Raw genomic sequence first — 15,994 nt, forward strand, 5'->3', positions numbered from 1 at the left:
ATTAAATTTTATGCAGAATAGTATTTGTTAGTTGCGAAATTTGTATTAAGTTTATATTAAATAAACAAATATAAATTATTACGTATGAACAAAATCTTTACAAAAGTTATTTTTGTGCTTTTGATGTTGCTGGTAACTGGTGTTGCCGTACATGCGCAAAATATAATAGTTAGTGGTACTGTAACAGACAAACTAACCAAACAACCTTTACCTGGTGTTAGTGTAACCATAAAAGGGAAAACAGCAGGTTCTTCTACAGATTTAAAAGGACAATTTTCTTTTAATACAACAGAAAAAACACCCTTTACCCTTGTTGTTTCTTATGTTGGTTTTACTCCGGTAGAGCAACAAGTTTCTGGAAATACACAAAATTTAAGCTTTGAGTTAGAAGACGGTGTAGTTTTAGGTCAAGAGGTGGTAATTTCTGCTTCAAGAACGCCAGAACGTATTTTAGAATCGCCAGTAACTATTGAGCGTATGGGAGCAGCTCAAATAAGAGAAGTTGCTGCTCCATCTTTTTATGATGCCATTCAAAATATTAAAGGTGTAGAGATGAGTACGCAGAGTTTAACCTTTAGATCTTACAATACAAGAGGTTTTAACGCCAATGGTAACACCCGTTTTAATCAGTTAATTGATGGAATGGATAACCAAGCGCCAGGTTTAAACTTCTCGGTAGGTAATATTGTTGGTATTACAGAATTAGATGTAGATATCGTAGAGTTATTGCCAGGAGCTTCATCGGCTTTGTACGGTGCTGGTGGTATTAGCGGTACGTTATTAATGACTTCTAAAGATCCATTTAAATATCAAGGGGTAAGTGCACAACTTAAAGTTGGTGTAAATCATGTTAACGATAACAATTCTTCGGTACAAGAATTTAGACAATTTGATTTACGCATGGCGAAATCTTGGAACAATAAATTTGGTGCTAAGTTTGCCTTTTCTTACTTACAAGCAAAAGATTGGTTCGGAACCAACTATTCTAATTTTGATAGAAGCTCTAATATGCCGAAATCGGGCACACGTCAATCAGACCCTAATTATGATGGAGTGAACGTTTATGGTGATGAAACTGCTTATAATATGCGTTCAGTAGCAAACAGCGTTTTGGCTGCTGGTACACAGGGGTATATAACGCAATACGGACAACTTACAGGTGGTTTAACACCAAGTCAAGCTCAAATCAATGCCTTTTTAGCTTCTAATGCTCAAACCAGACCATTCTTTGCAGGTATTAATACTCCAGGTTTATTGCCAAGTCAGGATATCACTAGAACTGGTTACAATGAGATTGATCTAGTAGATTATGGCACTAAATCGTTAAAAATGTCTGGTGGTTTATATTATAATCTAACACCAACTGTGCAGTTAATAGCGCAAGCAAATTGGGGTACAGGTACATCAGTGTATACTGGTTCAGATCGTTACTCTTTACGTAATTTTAATATTGGTTTGTATAAATTAGAATTAAAAGGTCAAGATTTTTATTTGAGAGGATATACCACGCAAGAGCGTTCAGGTGATTCATATATCTCATCAATTTTAGGAGCTTATGTAAGTGAAAAGGATAAATCTTCTCAGACTTGGTTACCTCAATATGTTGGCAATTATATAGGTGCTAGGCTTTCAAATGCAGCAGTAACAGATGCACAAGCTCATGCTGCGGCTCGTCAAGCAGCAGATGCTGGTAGAGCTTTACCAGGAACTGCAAGGTTTGAAACTTTTGCAAATCAGATTAAAGATACCTTCATCAGTCAAACAAATTTAGCAACAGGCGTTTACGGGGCTAAATTTGATGATAAATCTAACCTTTATCACTATGAAGGTATGTATAACTTCTCTAGAGCATTTAATAATGTGGTAGAGTTTCAAGTTGGTGCATCAGCTCGCAGATATGATTTAAATTCTGGAGGAACTATTTTTGATGATTTAAATAGAGAAATTAATATTGATGAGTATGCTGCATTTGCACAATTAGCTAAAAAATTCGGCGAATCATTTAAATTATCAGTTGCTGGTCGTTATGATAAAAGTCAGAATTTTGAAGGTCGCTTAACGCCACGTGTAACAGGTGTGTGGACAGTAGCTCCAAATAACAACATTAGGGCTTCATTTCAAACAGGTTTCCGTAACCCAACTACGCAAAATCAATATATAGATTTAGCTGTAGGTGGTGGTAGTCAGCGTCTAATTGGTGGTATACCAGAATTCTTAAATAAATACAATTTGCTAACCAACAGACCAATTACAGAAGCAAGTTATAGAAATTTAGTTGCAGGAACCGGAGCACCAGTAGTGTATAATTTCGATGCAAGAGGCGTTCGCCCTGAAAGTGTAACTGCTTATGAGTTAGGTTACAAAGGCTTATTAGGTTCTAAATTATTGGTAGATGTTTATGGTTTTATGAACACTTACAAAGACTTTATTACGGCTGTTGTAGTTCGTCAAAACCAAGGTGCGCCTACAGCACCTAATTTTGTTAAATTCGGTGTGCCAGTTAACGCAGCAGGTAATGTTAAAACTTATGGTGGTGCTTTCGGTTTAGATTATGTGATGGGTAAATACACAGTTTCTGGTAACGTATCATACAATAAGTTGCAAGATTTACCTGCAGAATATGACAATGATTTTAACACACCAGAAATTCGTTACAATTTAGGTTTGAGCAATCGCGAAATCATTAAGAACTTTGGTTTTAACATCAATTACCGTTGGCAAGATAGATTTACTTGGTTCTCTTCATTTGCAGGTGGCGAAGTACCAGCATTTGGAACTGTTGATGCTCAAGTGAATTTAAAGGTGCCATCAGTTAATTCGGTAATTAAAATTGGTGGTTCAAATATCTTGAACAAATACTATTTCACTTCTTATGGTAACCCAGAGGTTGGCGCTATGTATTATGTTTCATTAGCGTTTAACCCATAAACAGTTGTTAATATAGAAAATGCTCTCCAATTTTCTGGGGAGCATTTTTTTTGATTTATATTTTGCTAATTCTTTGCGTTTTAAATTAAAAATTTACACTTTCGTTAGTCATATCAACCAAATATAAAATGATGAAGAAATCTATCTTTTTTATACTATTAATTATAGTCCAAATACAGGTTTCCTTTGCTCAATTGGCAGATTTAGAAAGAATTGAACCAATGAATTGGTGGGTAGGTTTTAAAGATCAATCTTTACAATTATTGGTAAGGGGAAACAACATTGCTGATAAAACAGTTAGCCTAAATTACCCAGGCGTAAAGCTAGTGAATGTGCAAAAAGTAGAAAATTCTAATTATCTATTTGTAAACCTGCTCATTTCTTCAACCACAAAATCGGGAACGTTCCCGATAAATTTCGTTAAAAAGGGAGAAAAAACATTATCTTATCAATACGAACTTAAATCTCGGGTAAAACAAAAAAGAGGGGTTACCAATCAAGATTTTATTTATTTGATTATGCCAGATCGTTTTGCCAATGGCGATGTGAGTAATGATCAAATTGCTGGTATGAGAGATAAAAAATTTAACAGAGATTCAATGTATTTCCGTCATGGTGGCGATATTCAGGGCATTATTAATCAATTGCCTTATTTGCAAGATTTGGGAGTTACAGCACTATGGCTAAATCCGGTTTTAGAAAACGATGAAAATAGAACATCTTATCATGGTTATGCTAATACCGAAAACTATAAAGTCGATCGTAGATTAGGAACTAATGAGTTATATAAAAAATTAGTGGATGAATGCCACAAACGTGGGATGAAAATGATTAAAGATTTGGTACATAACCATATTGGCGATCAACATTTTTTATATCAAGATCAACCTGCAAAAGACTGGTTTCATCAATGGCCAAAATACACGGGCACTACTTATAAAGATCAAACATTATTTGATCCTTACGCCGCAAAGGCTGATAAAAAAATAATGACCGATGGATGGTTTGATCGGCACATGCCAGATGTAGATCAAAAAAATTCGTTAGTAAAAAAATACATTACGCAAAGCCACATCTGGTGGATAGAATATGCAGGTTTAGATGGTTTTAGGTTAGATACTTATGCTTATAACGATCGTGATTACATGGCAGAATGGGCAAAGGATATTGCTAAAGAATATCCAGATTTTACTTATTTCGGCGAAACTTGGGTAAATGGAACTGCTAATCAGGTTTTTTTTACCGAGGGCAATACCGCAAACCAAAAGTTTGATACAGGCTTGCAGGCGGTAACCGATTTTCAGACTTATTTTGCCATTAACGAAGCTTTAAACGGCAAATTCGGTTGGACAGATGGCGTTAATAGGTTGTATTCAGTTTTGGCGAGCGATTATCAATATAAAGACCCAACTAGAAATGTAGTGTTTTTAGATAATCATGACATCAGTAGGTTTTATTCGGTAGTGAATGAAGATTTTAACAAATTTAAATCGGGTATTATTTTATTGTTATCACTGCGTGGCATACCGCAAATGTATTACGGTACCGAAATTTTGATGAAAAACTATGCCAATCCAGATGGTAAAGTGAGAGAAGATTTCCCAGGTGGCTGGCCAAATGATAAAATAAATAAATTTATCCCGGCAGGAAGAAATGAAAAAGAAAATGAGGCTTTCAACTTTGTTAAAACTTTAGCAAATTACAGAAAGCAAAACAGCGTATTGCAAAATGGAAAAATGATGCAATTTGTGCCCGAAAATGGTATTTATGTATATTTTAGGTACAATGAAGAGAAAACGGTATTGGTGGTGATGAATAGCAATGAGAAAGAAGAAGTTTTAAAAACAGAGCGTTTTGAAGAAAGAATTGGTAACTGCAAATCGGCAAAAAATATCATTACAAATGAAAAAATTGCCATTGAAACTTTAAAATTACCAGCCAAAACAACTTATATATTTGAATTACAATAATATGTCTAAAATAAAAGCGTGTATTTTTGATCTTGATGGCGTTATAGTTGATACAGCAGTGTATCATTATAAGGCATGGCGCAGGTTAGCCAATCAATTGGGTTTTGATTTTACTGAAGAACAAAACGAAGAATTAAAAGGAATAAGCAGAATAGAATCGTTAAAAATTATTCTAAATTGGGGTAGAGTAACCAAGTCTGCGGAGGAAATGGAAGAATTGGCTACACTTAAAAATACATGGTATGTAGATATGATTACCAAAATGACACCTGACGAAATTTTACCAGGTGCGAAAGAATTTTTGGAGTTGGTAAGGTCAAAAAACTACTTAACAGCTTTGGGTTCGGCGAGCAAAAATTCTGAAACCATTTTAAATCAAATAGGATTAATTAACTTATTTGATGCATTGGTTGATGGAAATAAGGTAACCAAATCTAAACCAAACCCAGAAGTATTTTTGGTGGGTGCAAAAGAATTAAATGTGTTGCCAGAAGAATGCGTAGTTTTTGAAGATGCCATTGCAGGTGTACAAGCTGCCAAAAATGGAAACATGAAAACGGTAGGCATTGGCAAAGCCGATGTTTTAACCGAGGCGGATATAGTGGTTGGTGGATTAAATGAAATGACGATTGAAAAATTGGAGAATTTATAACAAGAATGAAGAATTACATTAAACATAACGAGTGGCAGATTATTGAGAAAGGTTTTGACCCACACTTAAATAAAATATCTGAAAGTATATTTAGTATCGGAAACGGAAGAATGGGGCAGAGAGCCAATTTTGAAGAGACTTATACCGGAGAAACTTTGCAGGGTAACTATGTTGCTGGCGTTTATTATCCTGATAAAACAAGAGTAGGTTGGTGGAAAAACGGTTATCCAGAATATTTTGCCAAAGTACTAAACGCTACCAATTGGATAGGTTTAAATATTACCATTAGCGGTGAAGTTTTAGATTTAAACACCAGTAAAGTATCTGAATTTACGCGTGTGTTAGATATGAAATTGGGTACGCTTACCAGAAAATTTACAGTTGAGTTGGCAAATGGAAATATTCTTAAAGTTGAAGCTATTCGCTTTTGTAGCATTGTTGATGATGAAGCTGGTGTAATTAAATATTCCATCACACCTCAAAATTTTGATGGTAAAATTACTGTTGAATCGAGTTTAGATGGCGATGTGAAAAATCAGGATTCTAATTATGATGAAAAGTTCTGGAATGAAATTACCGCTAAACAAGAAGGCGATTTTGCATTGCTAACTTTAGAAACTAAAAAAACTGCTTTTTGGGTAAGCTCTGCAATTTATACCGCCATTTTTCAAGATGGAAATGATTTAGAATTATCATCTTCTTTTGCTAATAAAGAAAAATATGTATCGCAAAATTTTGAAGTTGATGTTAAGCAAAATGAAGCCATAACGATTTTTAAATATGCAGTTAATTTATCTTCCGAAAATCATGAAAAAGACGCGATTGAGGTAAACGCTATTTCAAAGTTAAAAGAAGTTGTTGCAAAAGGTTTTAAACAAATGTTAGCCGAACAAGCTGCGGCTTGGGCTGCTAAATGGCAAAATGGCGATGTAATTATTGAATGTGATGTAGCTGCGCAACAAGCAATTAGGTTTAATATTTTTCAACTGCACCAAACCTATACTGGCGAAGACGCAAGGTTAAATATTGGTCCGAAAGGGTTTACAGGAGAAAAATATGGTGGCTCAACTTATTGGGATACCGAAGCTTATTGTTTGCCTTTTTACTTGGCCACTGCACCGCAACAAGTAGCAGAAAACTTGTTGATTTATCGTTACAAACATTTAGAAAAAGCGATAGAAAATGCAGAGAAATTAGGCTTTAAAAATGGAGCTGCATTATATCCAATGGTTACCATTAATGGCGAAGAGTGCCATAACGAGTGGGAAATTACTTTCGAGGAAATCCACAGAAATGGAGCAATCGCTTTTGCAATTTTCAATTACATCCGTTATACGGGAGAAAATAAATACTTAGCAGAGTATGGTTTAGAAGTATTAATTGGCATTGCTCGTTTTTGGGCTCAACGTGTTAATTGGAGTATCGACAAAGAAAAATATGTAATGTTAGGCGTTACAGGCCCTAACGAATACGAGAACAACATCAACAACAACTGGTACACCAGTACTATAGCCACGTGGTGTTTAAAATATACTATTGAGGCAATTGAAACAGTTAAACAAAATGATGGATCTCGATTAGATGAAATTGTAGCTAAAACTAAATTCAACCTTGTTGAAGAGCAAAAACATTGGCAAGATATCATCGAAAAGATGTTTTATCCAGAAGATGAAAAATTAGGCATTTTCTTACAGCAAGATGGATATTTAGATAAGGAACAGGTTTTAGTTGCAGCTTTACCTGCAGAAGATAGACCATTGAATCAAAAATGGAGTTGGGATAGGATTTTACGTTCGTGCTTTATTAAACAAGCAGATGTTTTGCAAGGAATTTACTTTTTTGAGGAGGATTACGATTTAGAAACTATTCGCCGTAATTATGATTTTTATGAGCCTCGTACCGTTCATGAAAGTTCATTATCTCCCTGCGTACATGCCATAATTGCAGCCAAACTTGGCGATTTAGATAGAGCTTACGAATTCTATTTGCGTACTTCTCGTTTAGATTTAGATGATTACAATAACGATACCGAAGATGGTTTGCACATCACTTCAATGGCTGGTACTTGGTTAAGTGTAGTAGAAGGTTTCGGTGGCATGAGAGTTAAAAATAACCAGTTAAGTCTACATCCTGTGCTACCAAAAAATTGGAAATCTTACAGTTTTAAAATTGGATTTAGAAAAGCTATTGTTACCGTAAAATTCGATGGTAAAAAAGTGAGCTTAAGTAATGAAAGTGAACAGGCTTTAAATCTGAATGTTTTTGGTAAGGATGAACATTTAGAGGCAAATGGAACATTAGAAATTAATTCTTAATCAGTTGAAAAACGTTATTAAAATAGCATTATCGATAAGCCTAATTTGTGGCTTTTCTGCTTGCGTAAAAAAAAATAAGCTACAAATGTTAGATCAAAATCAAACGACTGCAGAGCAAATAGCAAACCGAAAATTGGTCATCTATCAAGCTTTTGTTCGTCATTTTGGAAATAAAAATACTACCAACAAATTTTATGGTTCTATTGAAGAAAATGGAAGTGGAAAATTTAATGATATCAACGAAAAGGCCTTAAAAGAACTCAAAAAATTAGGCATAAATTATGTTTGGTTCACTGGCGTAATTGAACATGCAACCATGACAGATTATAGCAAATTCGGTATCAAATCTGATGATCCGGATATTGTGAAGGGCAGAGCTGGCTCTCCTTATGCTATTAAAGATTATTATGATGTTGACCCAGATTTGGCGGTTGATGTGAATAATAGAATGGATGAGTATGAGGCTTTAATCAAACGTACGCACGCACAAGGTTTAAAAGTTTTGATGGATTTTATACCTAATCACGTAGCTAGAACCTACCATTCTGATCAAAAACCAACTAATGTAGCCGATTTAGGTGCTACGGATGATACTTCTAAAAGCTTTTCGCCAACTAACGATTTCTATTACATCCCAAACCAGCATTTTGTCGTGCCTAAAGGTTATAACCCAGGGGGGAATGAATTTCAAAGTCCATTAAAAGATGGGAAATTTGATGAATATCCTGCTAAAGCAACTGGGAATAATGTTTTTAATCATGCACCAAGTATTGATGATTGGTTCGAAACCATTAAATTAAATTATGGTTTAGATGTTCAAAATAACAATACCAAAAATTTCGTTCCTCAACCTCCAGTTTGGCGCAAAATGAGAGATATTCTAGCTTTTTGGGCTACGAAAGGAGTTGATGGCTTTAGATGCGACATGGTAGAAATGGTACCTGTTGAGTTCTGGAGCTGGGTAATTACAGATTTGAGAAAAAAATATCCTGATTTAATTTTTATTGGCGAGGCTTACGATAGAAACGAATACAAGAATTTTTTAGTTAATGGAAAGTTCGATTATTTGTATGATAAAGTTGGTTTATATGACGGTATAAAACGCTTAATGTGCAATGAAGCCAACGGAACAGTAAAAGACATCAGTTTTGTATGGCAAAAAGAAAGCAATGGGTTTTCGCAACACATGTTACGCTTTTTAGAAAACCACGATGAAACCAGAATAGCTTCTAAAGACTTTGCACAAAATCCTTGGTACGGCGTACCTGGAATGGTGGTAACGGCTACTTTATCTTCCGGCCCAGTGATGATTTATAACGGACAAGAAGTTGGTGAGCCAGCCCAAGGAGCCGAAGGTTTCGGAGGTGATGATAGTCGCTCTTCTATTTTTGATTATTGGGGTTTGCCAAAACACCAAAAATGGATGAATGATGGTGCTTTTGACGGAGGTAAATTAACCGAGGAAGAGAAAAGCCTTCGCCAGTTTTATAGTAAATTGTTAAATCTGGTTAATGAAAATGAAGCAATAGCTAGTGGTAATTTTTACGAACTTTTACAGGAAAATCAATCATCACAAGGTTTTAACGATAAAGTTTATGCCTATTTAAGATATACCGAAAATAAACGTGTTTTGGTGTTGGCTAATTTTAATAGAAATGAAGCAAGCTTAAATGTAAAATTCCCTAAAGATGTTTTGCAAGCTTTTAAATTAGAAGGAAAGGCTATAAACTTTACCGATTTACTATCTAATACTAAATTTAATACCGCAAATATGAATGAAGGTATAAAAATTAAAATGCCATCAACGAGTGCGGTAATATTAGAGTTTTAATCAAACCTGTCATCCAGCGTGCAACGAAGGATCTCTCTATTGAGTTTTAGCTTAGAGATTCTACGCTTTGCTACCGATGTGAAATCGGTACAAGTTCTGAATGACAAAAAATATAAAAAATCCTTCTACTACGCTCAGGATGACGATAAGTGTCAGTCTGAGCGTAGTCGAAGACCTAACCAAATAAACCATGAACAACCTATCTCACAAGCCAAAACTATCATTCTGGAGTATTTTTAACATGAGCTTCGGCTTTTTGGGTATACAATTCGGCTTTGCATTACAAGGCGGATTTATGTCTCGCATATTTCAAACCTTAGGTGCTAGTCAGGATGATATACCTGCTTTGTGGATTGCTGCGCCATTAACAGGTTTGTTAGTGCAACCAATTATCGGTTACATGAGCGATAGAACTTGGAGCCCACGTTGGGGAAGAAGAAAGCCCTTCTTTTTAATAGGAGCGGTTTTGAGTACAATAGTGCTTTTCTTTTTGCCAAATTCGCCAGTTTTATGGGTTGCTGCGGGATGTTTGTGGGTTTTAGATGCTTCTATAAATATTACTATGGAACCATTTAGGGCACTGGTTGCCGATAAATTGCCAGACTCACAACGCTCTTATGGTTTTGTAATGCAAACCTTAATTATTGGGGTAGGTACTTGGGTAGCGAGTAACTTGCCTTGGTTAGTTAATCAGTTAGGTGTTAGTAATGAGGCTTTACCAGGCATTGTGCCCATGTCGGTAAAAATTGCTTTTGGTATTGGTGGGGTAGTTTTTTTAGCTTCAGTATTGTACACCATTTTTACTACAACAGAGTATCCGCCAGAAGATTTAGAAGAATTTAAGAAAGAAAATGAAGCAAGTAAAGGTTTTGCTAATGGTGTTAAAGAGATATTTGCCAGTATCGGGCAAATGCCCAAAACCATGAAACTATTAGGTGTTATACAATTTTTTAGCTGGTTCTCATTTTTTGCGATGTGGAGTTTGGCCACACCAGCCTTAACTACCCATGTTTTTAATGCACCTGCACCAGTAGAAACGGCTTTTAATATGGCCGATGAGGGTTCAAAAGCCTTATTTATGACGGCAAGTAAATCATACAATGATGCCGCAGATTTAGTAGGTTCTTACATGGGGATGTATGGTTTATCATCGATGGCATTTGCCTTATTGCTTACCTTTTATGCCGCAAAACGAAGCATAAACAGGAAATATATCCACATGTTTAGTTTAATTGCGGGCGGCTTAGGTTTTATATCTATGTACTTTATTAATCAACCTCAACAATTAATTTATTCGTTTATTTTAATCGGTATTTCGTGGGGAAGCATACTCTCCATGCCTTATGCCATGTTATCAAGTGCTATAAATCCAAAAAAAATGGGGATTTATATGGGGATTTTTAATATGTTTATTGTAATTCCGCAAATTATTGCTGCTACAGGTGGTTTAAACTATCTTTACCAATTAATTTTTGGAGAAGCAGTAATTAATGCAATGTTATTAGCAGGAGCTTCATTAATTATTGGCGGCTTGGCTAACTTTTTGATTACAGATAAAAACGTAATCACGCATCAAGCGGAAGACAGAGAAGTATTAAATTAATCGTATTAGGGCAGTTGCACAAATTTATGGCAGAAGATATCAATAACGACGAAAAGCAAATTATAGCAGAAACAATAGTTGGCGAAACAACTGAAGAAGTAGTTCAGCATTTAAATAATCCGGTAACGGATTTAAAGCCTATTGTTAAACAATATTTAACAGAAGTTAAGGGAGTTAAAAAAGAAGGAAATAAATTTTATTTTTCTGATGGGAATGCCCGGGTTGAAGTTCGCGTTGTAAGCGATGAAATTATCAGAGTTCGTTTAGCCCCTCATGGTGTGTTTTTGGATGATTTTTCTTACGCAGTGCCAGTGGTAGACCAGCGAGTTACCACTTTTAGGCTCGAAGAAACCGAAACCCATTATGCCATATCTACTAGTACAGTAACTTGTAAAGTGAGCAAAGCTGATTTTTTAGTTTCTTTTGCTGATAATACTACTGGCATGGTGATGAGCGAAGATGCTTCGCCTATGCATTGGGAAGAAAACGTAGAATTTGGTGGTTATTATGTTTTTGCTACAAAAGACTGCAAATCAGAAGAGAACTTTTTTGGTTTAGGCGATAAATCTGGAAATATGAATTTGCGTGGCAGAAAATTCCAAAACTGGAATACTGATGCTTATTCTTTTGGTTGGGATCAAGATCCATTGTACCGAACCATTCCGTTTTATATAGGCATTCATGAAAGTGCTAGTTATGGTATTTTCTTTGATAACACGTTCCGTTCGTATTTCGATTTTGGTAGAGAGAACAACGACAAAACGAGTTTTTGGGCAGATGGGGGCGAGTTGCAATATTACTACATCCATGGCCCACACATGATGGATGTGGTAAAACGTTACCAAACGTTAACCGGAACCCATAAATTACCACCTAAATGGGCTTTGGGATATCATCAATGCCGTTGGAGCTATTATCCAGAAAGTAGAGTAAGAGAAGTTGCAGAAGGATTTAGGTCAAATCAAATTCCTTGCGATGCCATTTACTTAGACATCGATTATATGGATGGCTATCGTTGCTTTACATGGAACAAAAAATATTTCCCAGATCCTAAAAAAATGATCAAAGATTTGCTGAACATCGGTATGAAAACCGTTGTAATGATTGATCCAGGGATTAAAGTAGACGATAATTATTGGGTATTTAAAGAAGGAAAAGAGAAAAATTTCTTTTGTCGCCGTAGCGATGATTACTTTATGGAAGGCCACGTTTGGCCAGGAAGATGCCAATTTCCAGATTTTACCAATCCAGCCGTAAGAGAATGGTTTGGAGGTTTATACAAAGAATTGGTTGAGTTAGGCGTTGCAGGTTTTTGGAACGATATGAACGAGCCTGCAGTTTTTGGGGCAGGTACTTTCCCTAATGATGTTCGTCATAATTACGAAGGTTACCGTGGTTCGCACCGTAAAGCACACAATGTGTATGGTATGCAAATGGTACGTTCTACTTATGATGGTTTAAAGAAATTGATGCGCAATAAACGCCCTTTTACCATAACAAGGGCAGGTTATTCGGGTATGCAGCGTTATGCATGTGTTTGGACTGGCGACAACGTGGCTACTTGGGAGCACTTAAAATTGGGTAATATTCAATGTCAACGGATGTCTATTTCGGGTGTGCCATTTTGCGGTACCGATATTGGTGGTTTTAGCGGCGAGCCAGATGGGGAGTTATTTACGCGTTGGATACAATTAGGAACTTTTTCTCCATTTATGAGAGCTCACTCTGCAGGTGATACTTCTGTACGTGAACCTTGGAGTTTTGGTGAGCCTTTTACTTCCATTAACCGTAAGTTTATTGAGTTGAGGTATCGTTTAATGCCTTATATTTATTCGGTTTTTTGGGAGCATCACCGTTATGGTTTTCCTATTTTAAGGCCATTGGCGATGCTGGAGCAAGAAAACATCAGTAACCATTTCCGTCAGGATGAGTTTACATTTGGCGATAAAATATTGGTTTGCCCAGTTTTAGAGCAAGGTGCAACTTCTCGTACCGTTTATTTACCGAAAGGGCAATGGTACAATTTCTGGACACATGAATTACTAAATGGCGAAAATGAATATAACATTGAAGCGAAGTTAGAAGATATGCCTTTATTTGTTAGAGCAGGGTCGGTTGTGCCAGAATATCCGGTAATGCAATATGTAGGCGAAAAACCAATTGACGAGCTTTGGTTAAATGTTTATTATGCAGATTACGAAGTAAACTCATTCTTGTTTGAAGATCATGGAGATACGTTTGCGTACGAGCAGGATATTTATTTAGAGAAGAAATTTAGTGTAAGAGGCGATGGCAAAAACTTGTTTATTGAGCAAACTATAGAAGGTTTATATACACCAACTTACGAACTTTATGATTACAACGTTATCGGTGTACCATTTAAAGTGAGCAAAATTTATGTAGATGATAAAGAAGTTACAGATTTTAGCTTCGACGATAAAAAACGTTTGAGATTTAAATCGAACAAAAACTTTATGAATATTAAGATTTTTGGAGTTTAAGATTTAAGGCTTTTTTACCACATAGACACATAGCTTTTTCAGAATTACTATGTGCCTATGTGGTTTTTAATATTTAAGGCATTTTAGCCTATCGGCTGGTGTCCCACCAGCCGAAACTATCAGAAATTTATGGTCGGTGAGACATCGACCAATAAGACAATTTAAAGATTTTTGGTGCTTAGTATTTAAGTTTAGTTTTACCACATTTTAAATTAACCACATAGGTACATAGAAGATATAAGAGCTTGCTATTTGCCTATGTTTTTTTTTATATTGTAATATCTATGGTGTATCAACAGCCGAATCTATTAGTTAAAATCATACGCTGTGATACACAAATCAATAGTTCAAGAAATGCTGTACAAATTGAAGTTTTTGTATTTTAATCATTTTAAAGCAGTATTTGCTCTTAATCTATTTGTTAGCTTATTTTTTTCCTATCTATTTTTTATAAAAGGGTTTGATAAATTAAATCTTTATTTCTACTCAATAATTTTTAAGCTAATGGGATATATTTTATCGGTAATGATAGAAAAGATAATTTTTCCAGAAAGACAATATTTTTTTAGAAACTTAAGGTTTAGTTATCGCAAAATATTCTCTGTTCTTTTTATAACAGATTTTCTTATTTTTATGTTGTTTCTCTTCTTAACTTATCAATTTCCTTAGTGAATTATATGCTACATAGATTAAAGTTTATATTCTTGCACCATTTTAAACTAGTAGCAGTATTAAATTTCAGTCTAACTTTATATCTCACTTATCTCTTCATCCTAAAAGGATTTGATAAAATAAACTTATATAATATTGCAATCGCATTAAAGTTAATTGCTTATGTAATTACTTTGGCAATCGAGAAGTTGTTTTTTGCCTATCGATCTTATTACTACCGTAATTTAGGTTTTAGCTATCGCAAATTATTAGGCTTGTTTTTTACATTCGACTTTCTCCTGTTCCTTTCACTATTCATCATTTCATACCTATGGATGAACTTTATATAGATAGTGTTAATCACCATTACGGAGATAGACAAGTGCTAAGTAGCGTTTTTTTAAACTGTAAAATTGGAGAAATAGTTGGTGTGCTAGGTAGAAATGGTTCAGGAAAATCGACTTTGTTAAAGATTATTTTTGGAGAAATTAAACCTCATTTTATGCATTTAAAAGTTGATGGAGAATTGACTTTTAAAACTTATTTAACAGGTAAAGTTGCCTATTTGCCTCAAGGATATTTCATTCCGCACTATTTAAGGATAGGCGATTTGGTAAATTTATATACCCAAACTTACCAATCGCAATTATTGGAAGTTGAATTGATTAAGCTCAATTTAAACGAAATGTTGGGAAATTTATCTGGCGGAAATAGAAGATTGGTTGAGGCTTTATTGATTATTTATAGCGATGCCAAATATGTTTTGTTGGATGAACCATTTTCGCAATTGGCGCCATTAATTGCTGATGAACTTAAAAATCATATTTCCAAGTTTACTGATGGTAAAGGGTTTATTATAACAGACCACTATTACCGACAGATTTTAGAAATTTCTACTCGAATAGTGTTAATTAATAATGGTTGCAATTATGCAATTAACAATGAAGATGATTTAATACTTAATGGTTATTTGCCTCATTTGGAGTGATGTTTTTACTACGTTTTGTCATCCTGACGAAGGAAGGATCTCTTTAATTGAATTTACTGAAAGGGATTTACTTCGTAGCTGCTTCGCGGTCTTCGCTGCGCTCTGAATGACAAAATTTGATGGTCATTATAACCTTCCTATCGGCTGGTGTCTCACCAGCCGAAACTAACCGAGCCAATTATTTGATGCTTTGAGGGGCAAAAAACCAGCCAAGCACCGCTAACTTTGTAATATAAACCCGACAGCAGTGCAGGTGTTTGTCCTTTAGATTTGTAACAGTATCTTATTTATGGATTAATTGGATTTACAATTAGTTTAGCCTTGAATAAAATATTAAAAAGATTACCTAATCGGTAGCGGCACATTAACGTTTTGTCAAGGTTTTTATACCTATAGCATGATGCAATCCGCTACCGATTTTTCTCCCTTAGTGACCAGATAACAATTAGGGCATTACCCATTATTAAGGACTTGGATCGATGGGTTGGAATTAGGTAAACATTACAAACATAAAAAATAACAGGATGATTAGCAGCACAAAATTTTTTATTGGTA

The 15,994-nt window shown here is 35.1% G+C and carries 8 protein-coding genes; all 8 read left to right on the plus strand.

The window, feature by feature from the left end:
• The first annotated feature begins 84 nt into the window (after positions 1-84).
• The 8 genes from FA045_RS14960 (at position 85) to FA045_RS14995 (ending at position 15,439) form a co-directional block, all read left to right on the plus strand.
• A complete protein-coding gene (locus FA045_RS14960) occupies positions 85-2,928 on the plus strand; it encodes a TonB-dependent receptor (RefSeq protein WP_136877880.1) in 2,844 nt (947 codons plus the stop codon).
• Between the two features lie 128 nt (positions 2,929-3,056).
• Complete coding sequence (locus tag FA045_RS14965; protein WP_225871355.1) at positions 3,057-4,898, plus strand: glycoside hydrolase family 13 protein; 1,842 nt, start codon at positions 3,057-3,059, stop codon at positions 4,896-4,898.
• A gap of 1 nt (position 4,899) precedes the next feature.
• A complete protein-coding gene (gene pgmB / locus FA045_RS14970) occupies positions 4,900-5,550 on the plus strand; it encodes a beta-phosphoglucomutase (protein ID WP_136877881.1) in 651 nt (216 codons plus the stop codon).
• Between the two features lie 5 nt (positions 5,551-5,555).
• The gene (locus tag FA045_RS14975; protein ID WP_136877882.1) at positions 5,556-7,865 is read left to right on the plus strand and encodes a family 65 glycosyl hydrolase domain-containing protein; all 2,310 of its coding nucleotides are present in this window, start codon (positions 5,556-5,558) and stop codon (positions 7,863-7,865) included.
• Between the two features lie 85 nt (positions 7,866-7,950).
• Positions 7,951-9,696 (plus strand): alpha-amylase family glycosyl hydrolase, encoded by a 1,746-nt coding sequence (locus FA045_RS14980; RefSeq protein WP_136877883.1) that lies wholly within the window; start codon positions 7,951-7,953, stop codon positions 9,694-9,696.
• A 190-nt stretch (positions 9,697-9,886) separates the two neighbouring features.
• Positions 9,887-11,299, plus strand: coding sequence for an MFS transporter (locus tag FA045_RS14985; RefSeq protein ID WP_136877884.1), 1,413 nt, complete (start codon positions 9,887-9,889; stop codon positions 11,297-11,299).
• 26 nt (positions 11,300-11,325) lie between these two features.
• Positions 11,326-13,800, plus strand: a complete 2,475-nt coding sequence (locus FA045_RS14990) for a glycoside hydrolase family 31 protein (RefSeq protein WP_136877885.1) — start codon at positions 11,326-11,328, stop codon at positions 13,798-13,800.
• Between the two features lie 982 nt (positions 13,801-14,782).
• The gene (locus FA045_RS14995; RefSeq protein WP_136877886.1) at positions 14,783-15,439 is read left to right on the plus strand and encodes an ATP-binding cassette domain-containing protein; all 657 of its coding nucleotides are present in this window, start codon (positions 14,783-14,785) and stop codon (positions 15,437-15,439) included.
• Positions 15,440-15,994: the final 555 nt, after the last annotated feature.

Origin of the sequence: Pedobacter cryotolerans (assembly GCF_005116475.1) — a bacterium.
Taxonomy (GTDB): domain Bacteria; phylum Bacteroidota; class Bacteroidia; order Sphingobacteriales; family Sphingobacteriaceae; genus Pedobacter; species Pedobacter cryotolerans.

Excerpts from the sequence above, each read along its gene's own strand:
- FA045_RS14960 (WP_136877880.1), top strand. The coding sequence starts at position 85 with ATGAACAAAATCTTTACAAAAGTTATTTTTGTGCTTTTGATGTTGCTG.
- FA045_RS14965 (WP_225871355.1), top strand. The coding sequence starts at position 3,057 with ATGATGAAGAAATCTATCTTTTTTATACTATTAATTATAGTCCAAATA.
- pgmB (WP_136877881.1), top strand. The coding sequence starts at position 4,900 with ATGTCTAAAATAAAAGCGTGTATTTTTGATCTTGATGGCGTTATAGTT.
- FA045_RS14975 (WP_136877882.1), top strand. The coding sequence starts at position 5,556 with ATGAAGAATTACATTAAACATAACGAGTGGCAGATTATTGAGAAAGGT.
- FA045_RS14980 (WP_136877883.1), top strand. The coding sequence starts at position 7,951 with ATGTTAGATCAAAATCAAACGACTGCAGAGCAAATAGCAAACCGAAAA.
- FA045_RS14985 (WP_136877884.1), top strand. The coding sequence starts at position 9,887 with ATGAACAACCTATCTCACAAGCCAAAACTATCATTCTGGAGTATTTTT.
- FA045_RS14990 (WP_136877885.1), top strand. The coding sequence starts at position 11,326 with ATGGCAGAAGATATCAATAACGACGAAAAGCAAATTATAGCAGAAACA.
- FA045_RS14995 (WP_136877886.1), top strand. The coding sequence starts at position 14,783 with ATGGATGAACTTTATATAGATAGTGTTAATCACCATTACGGAGATAGA.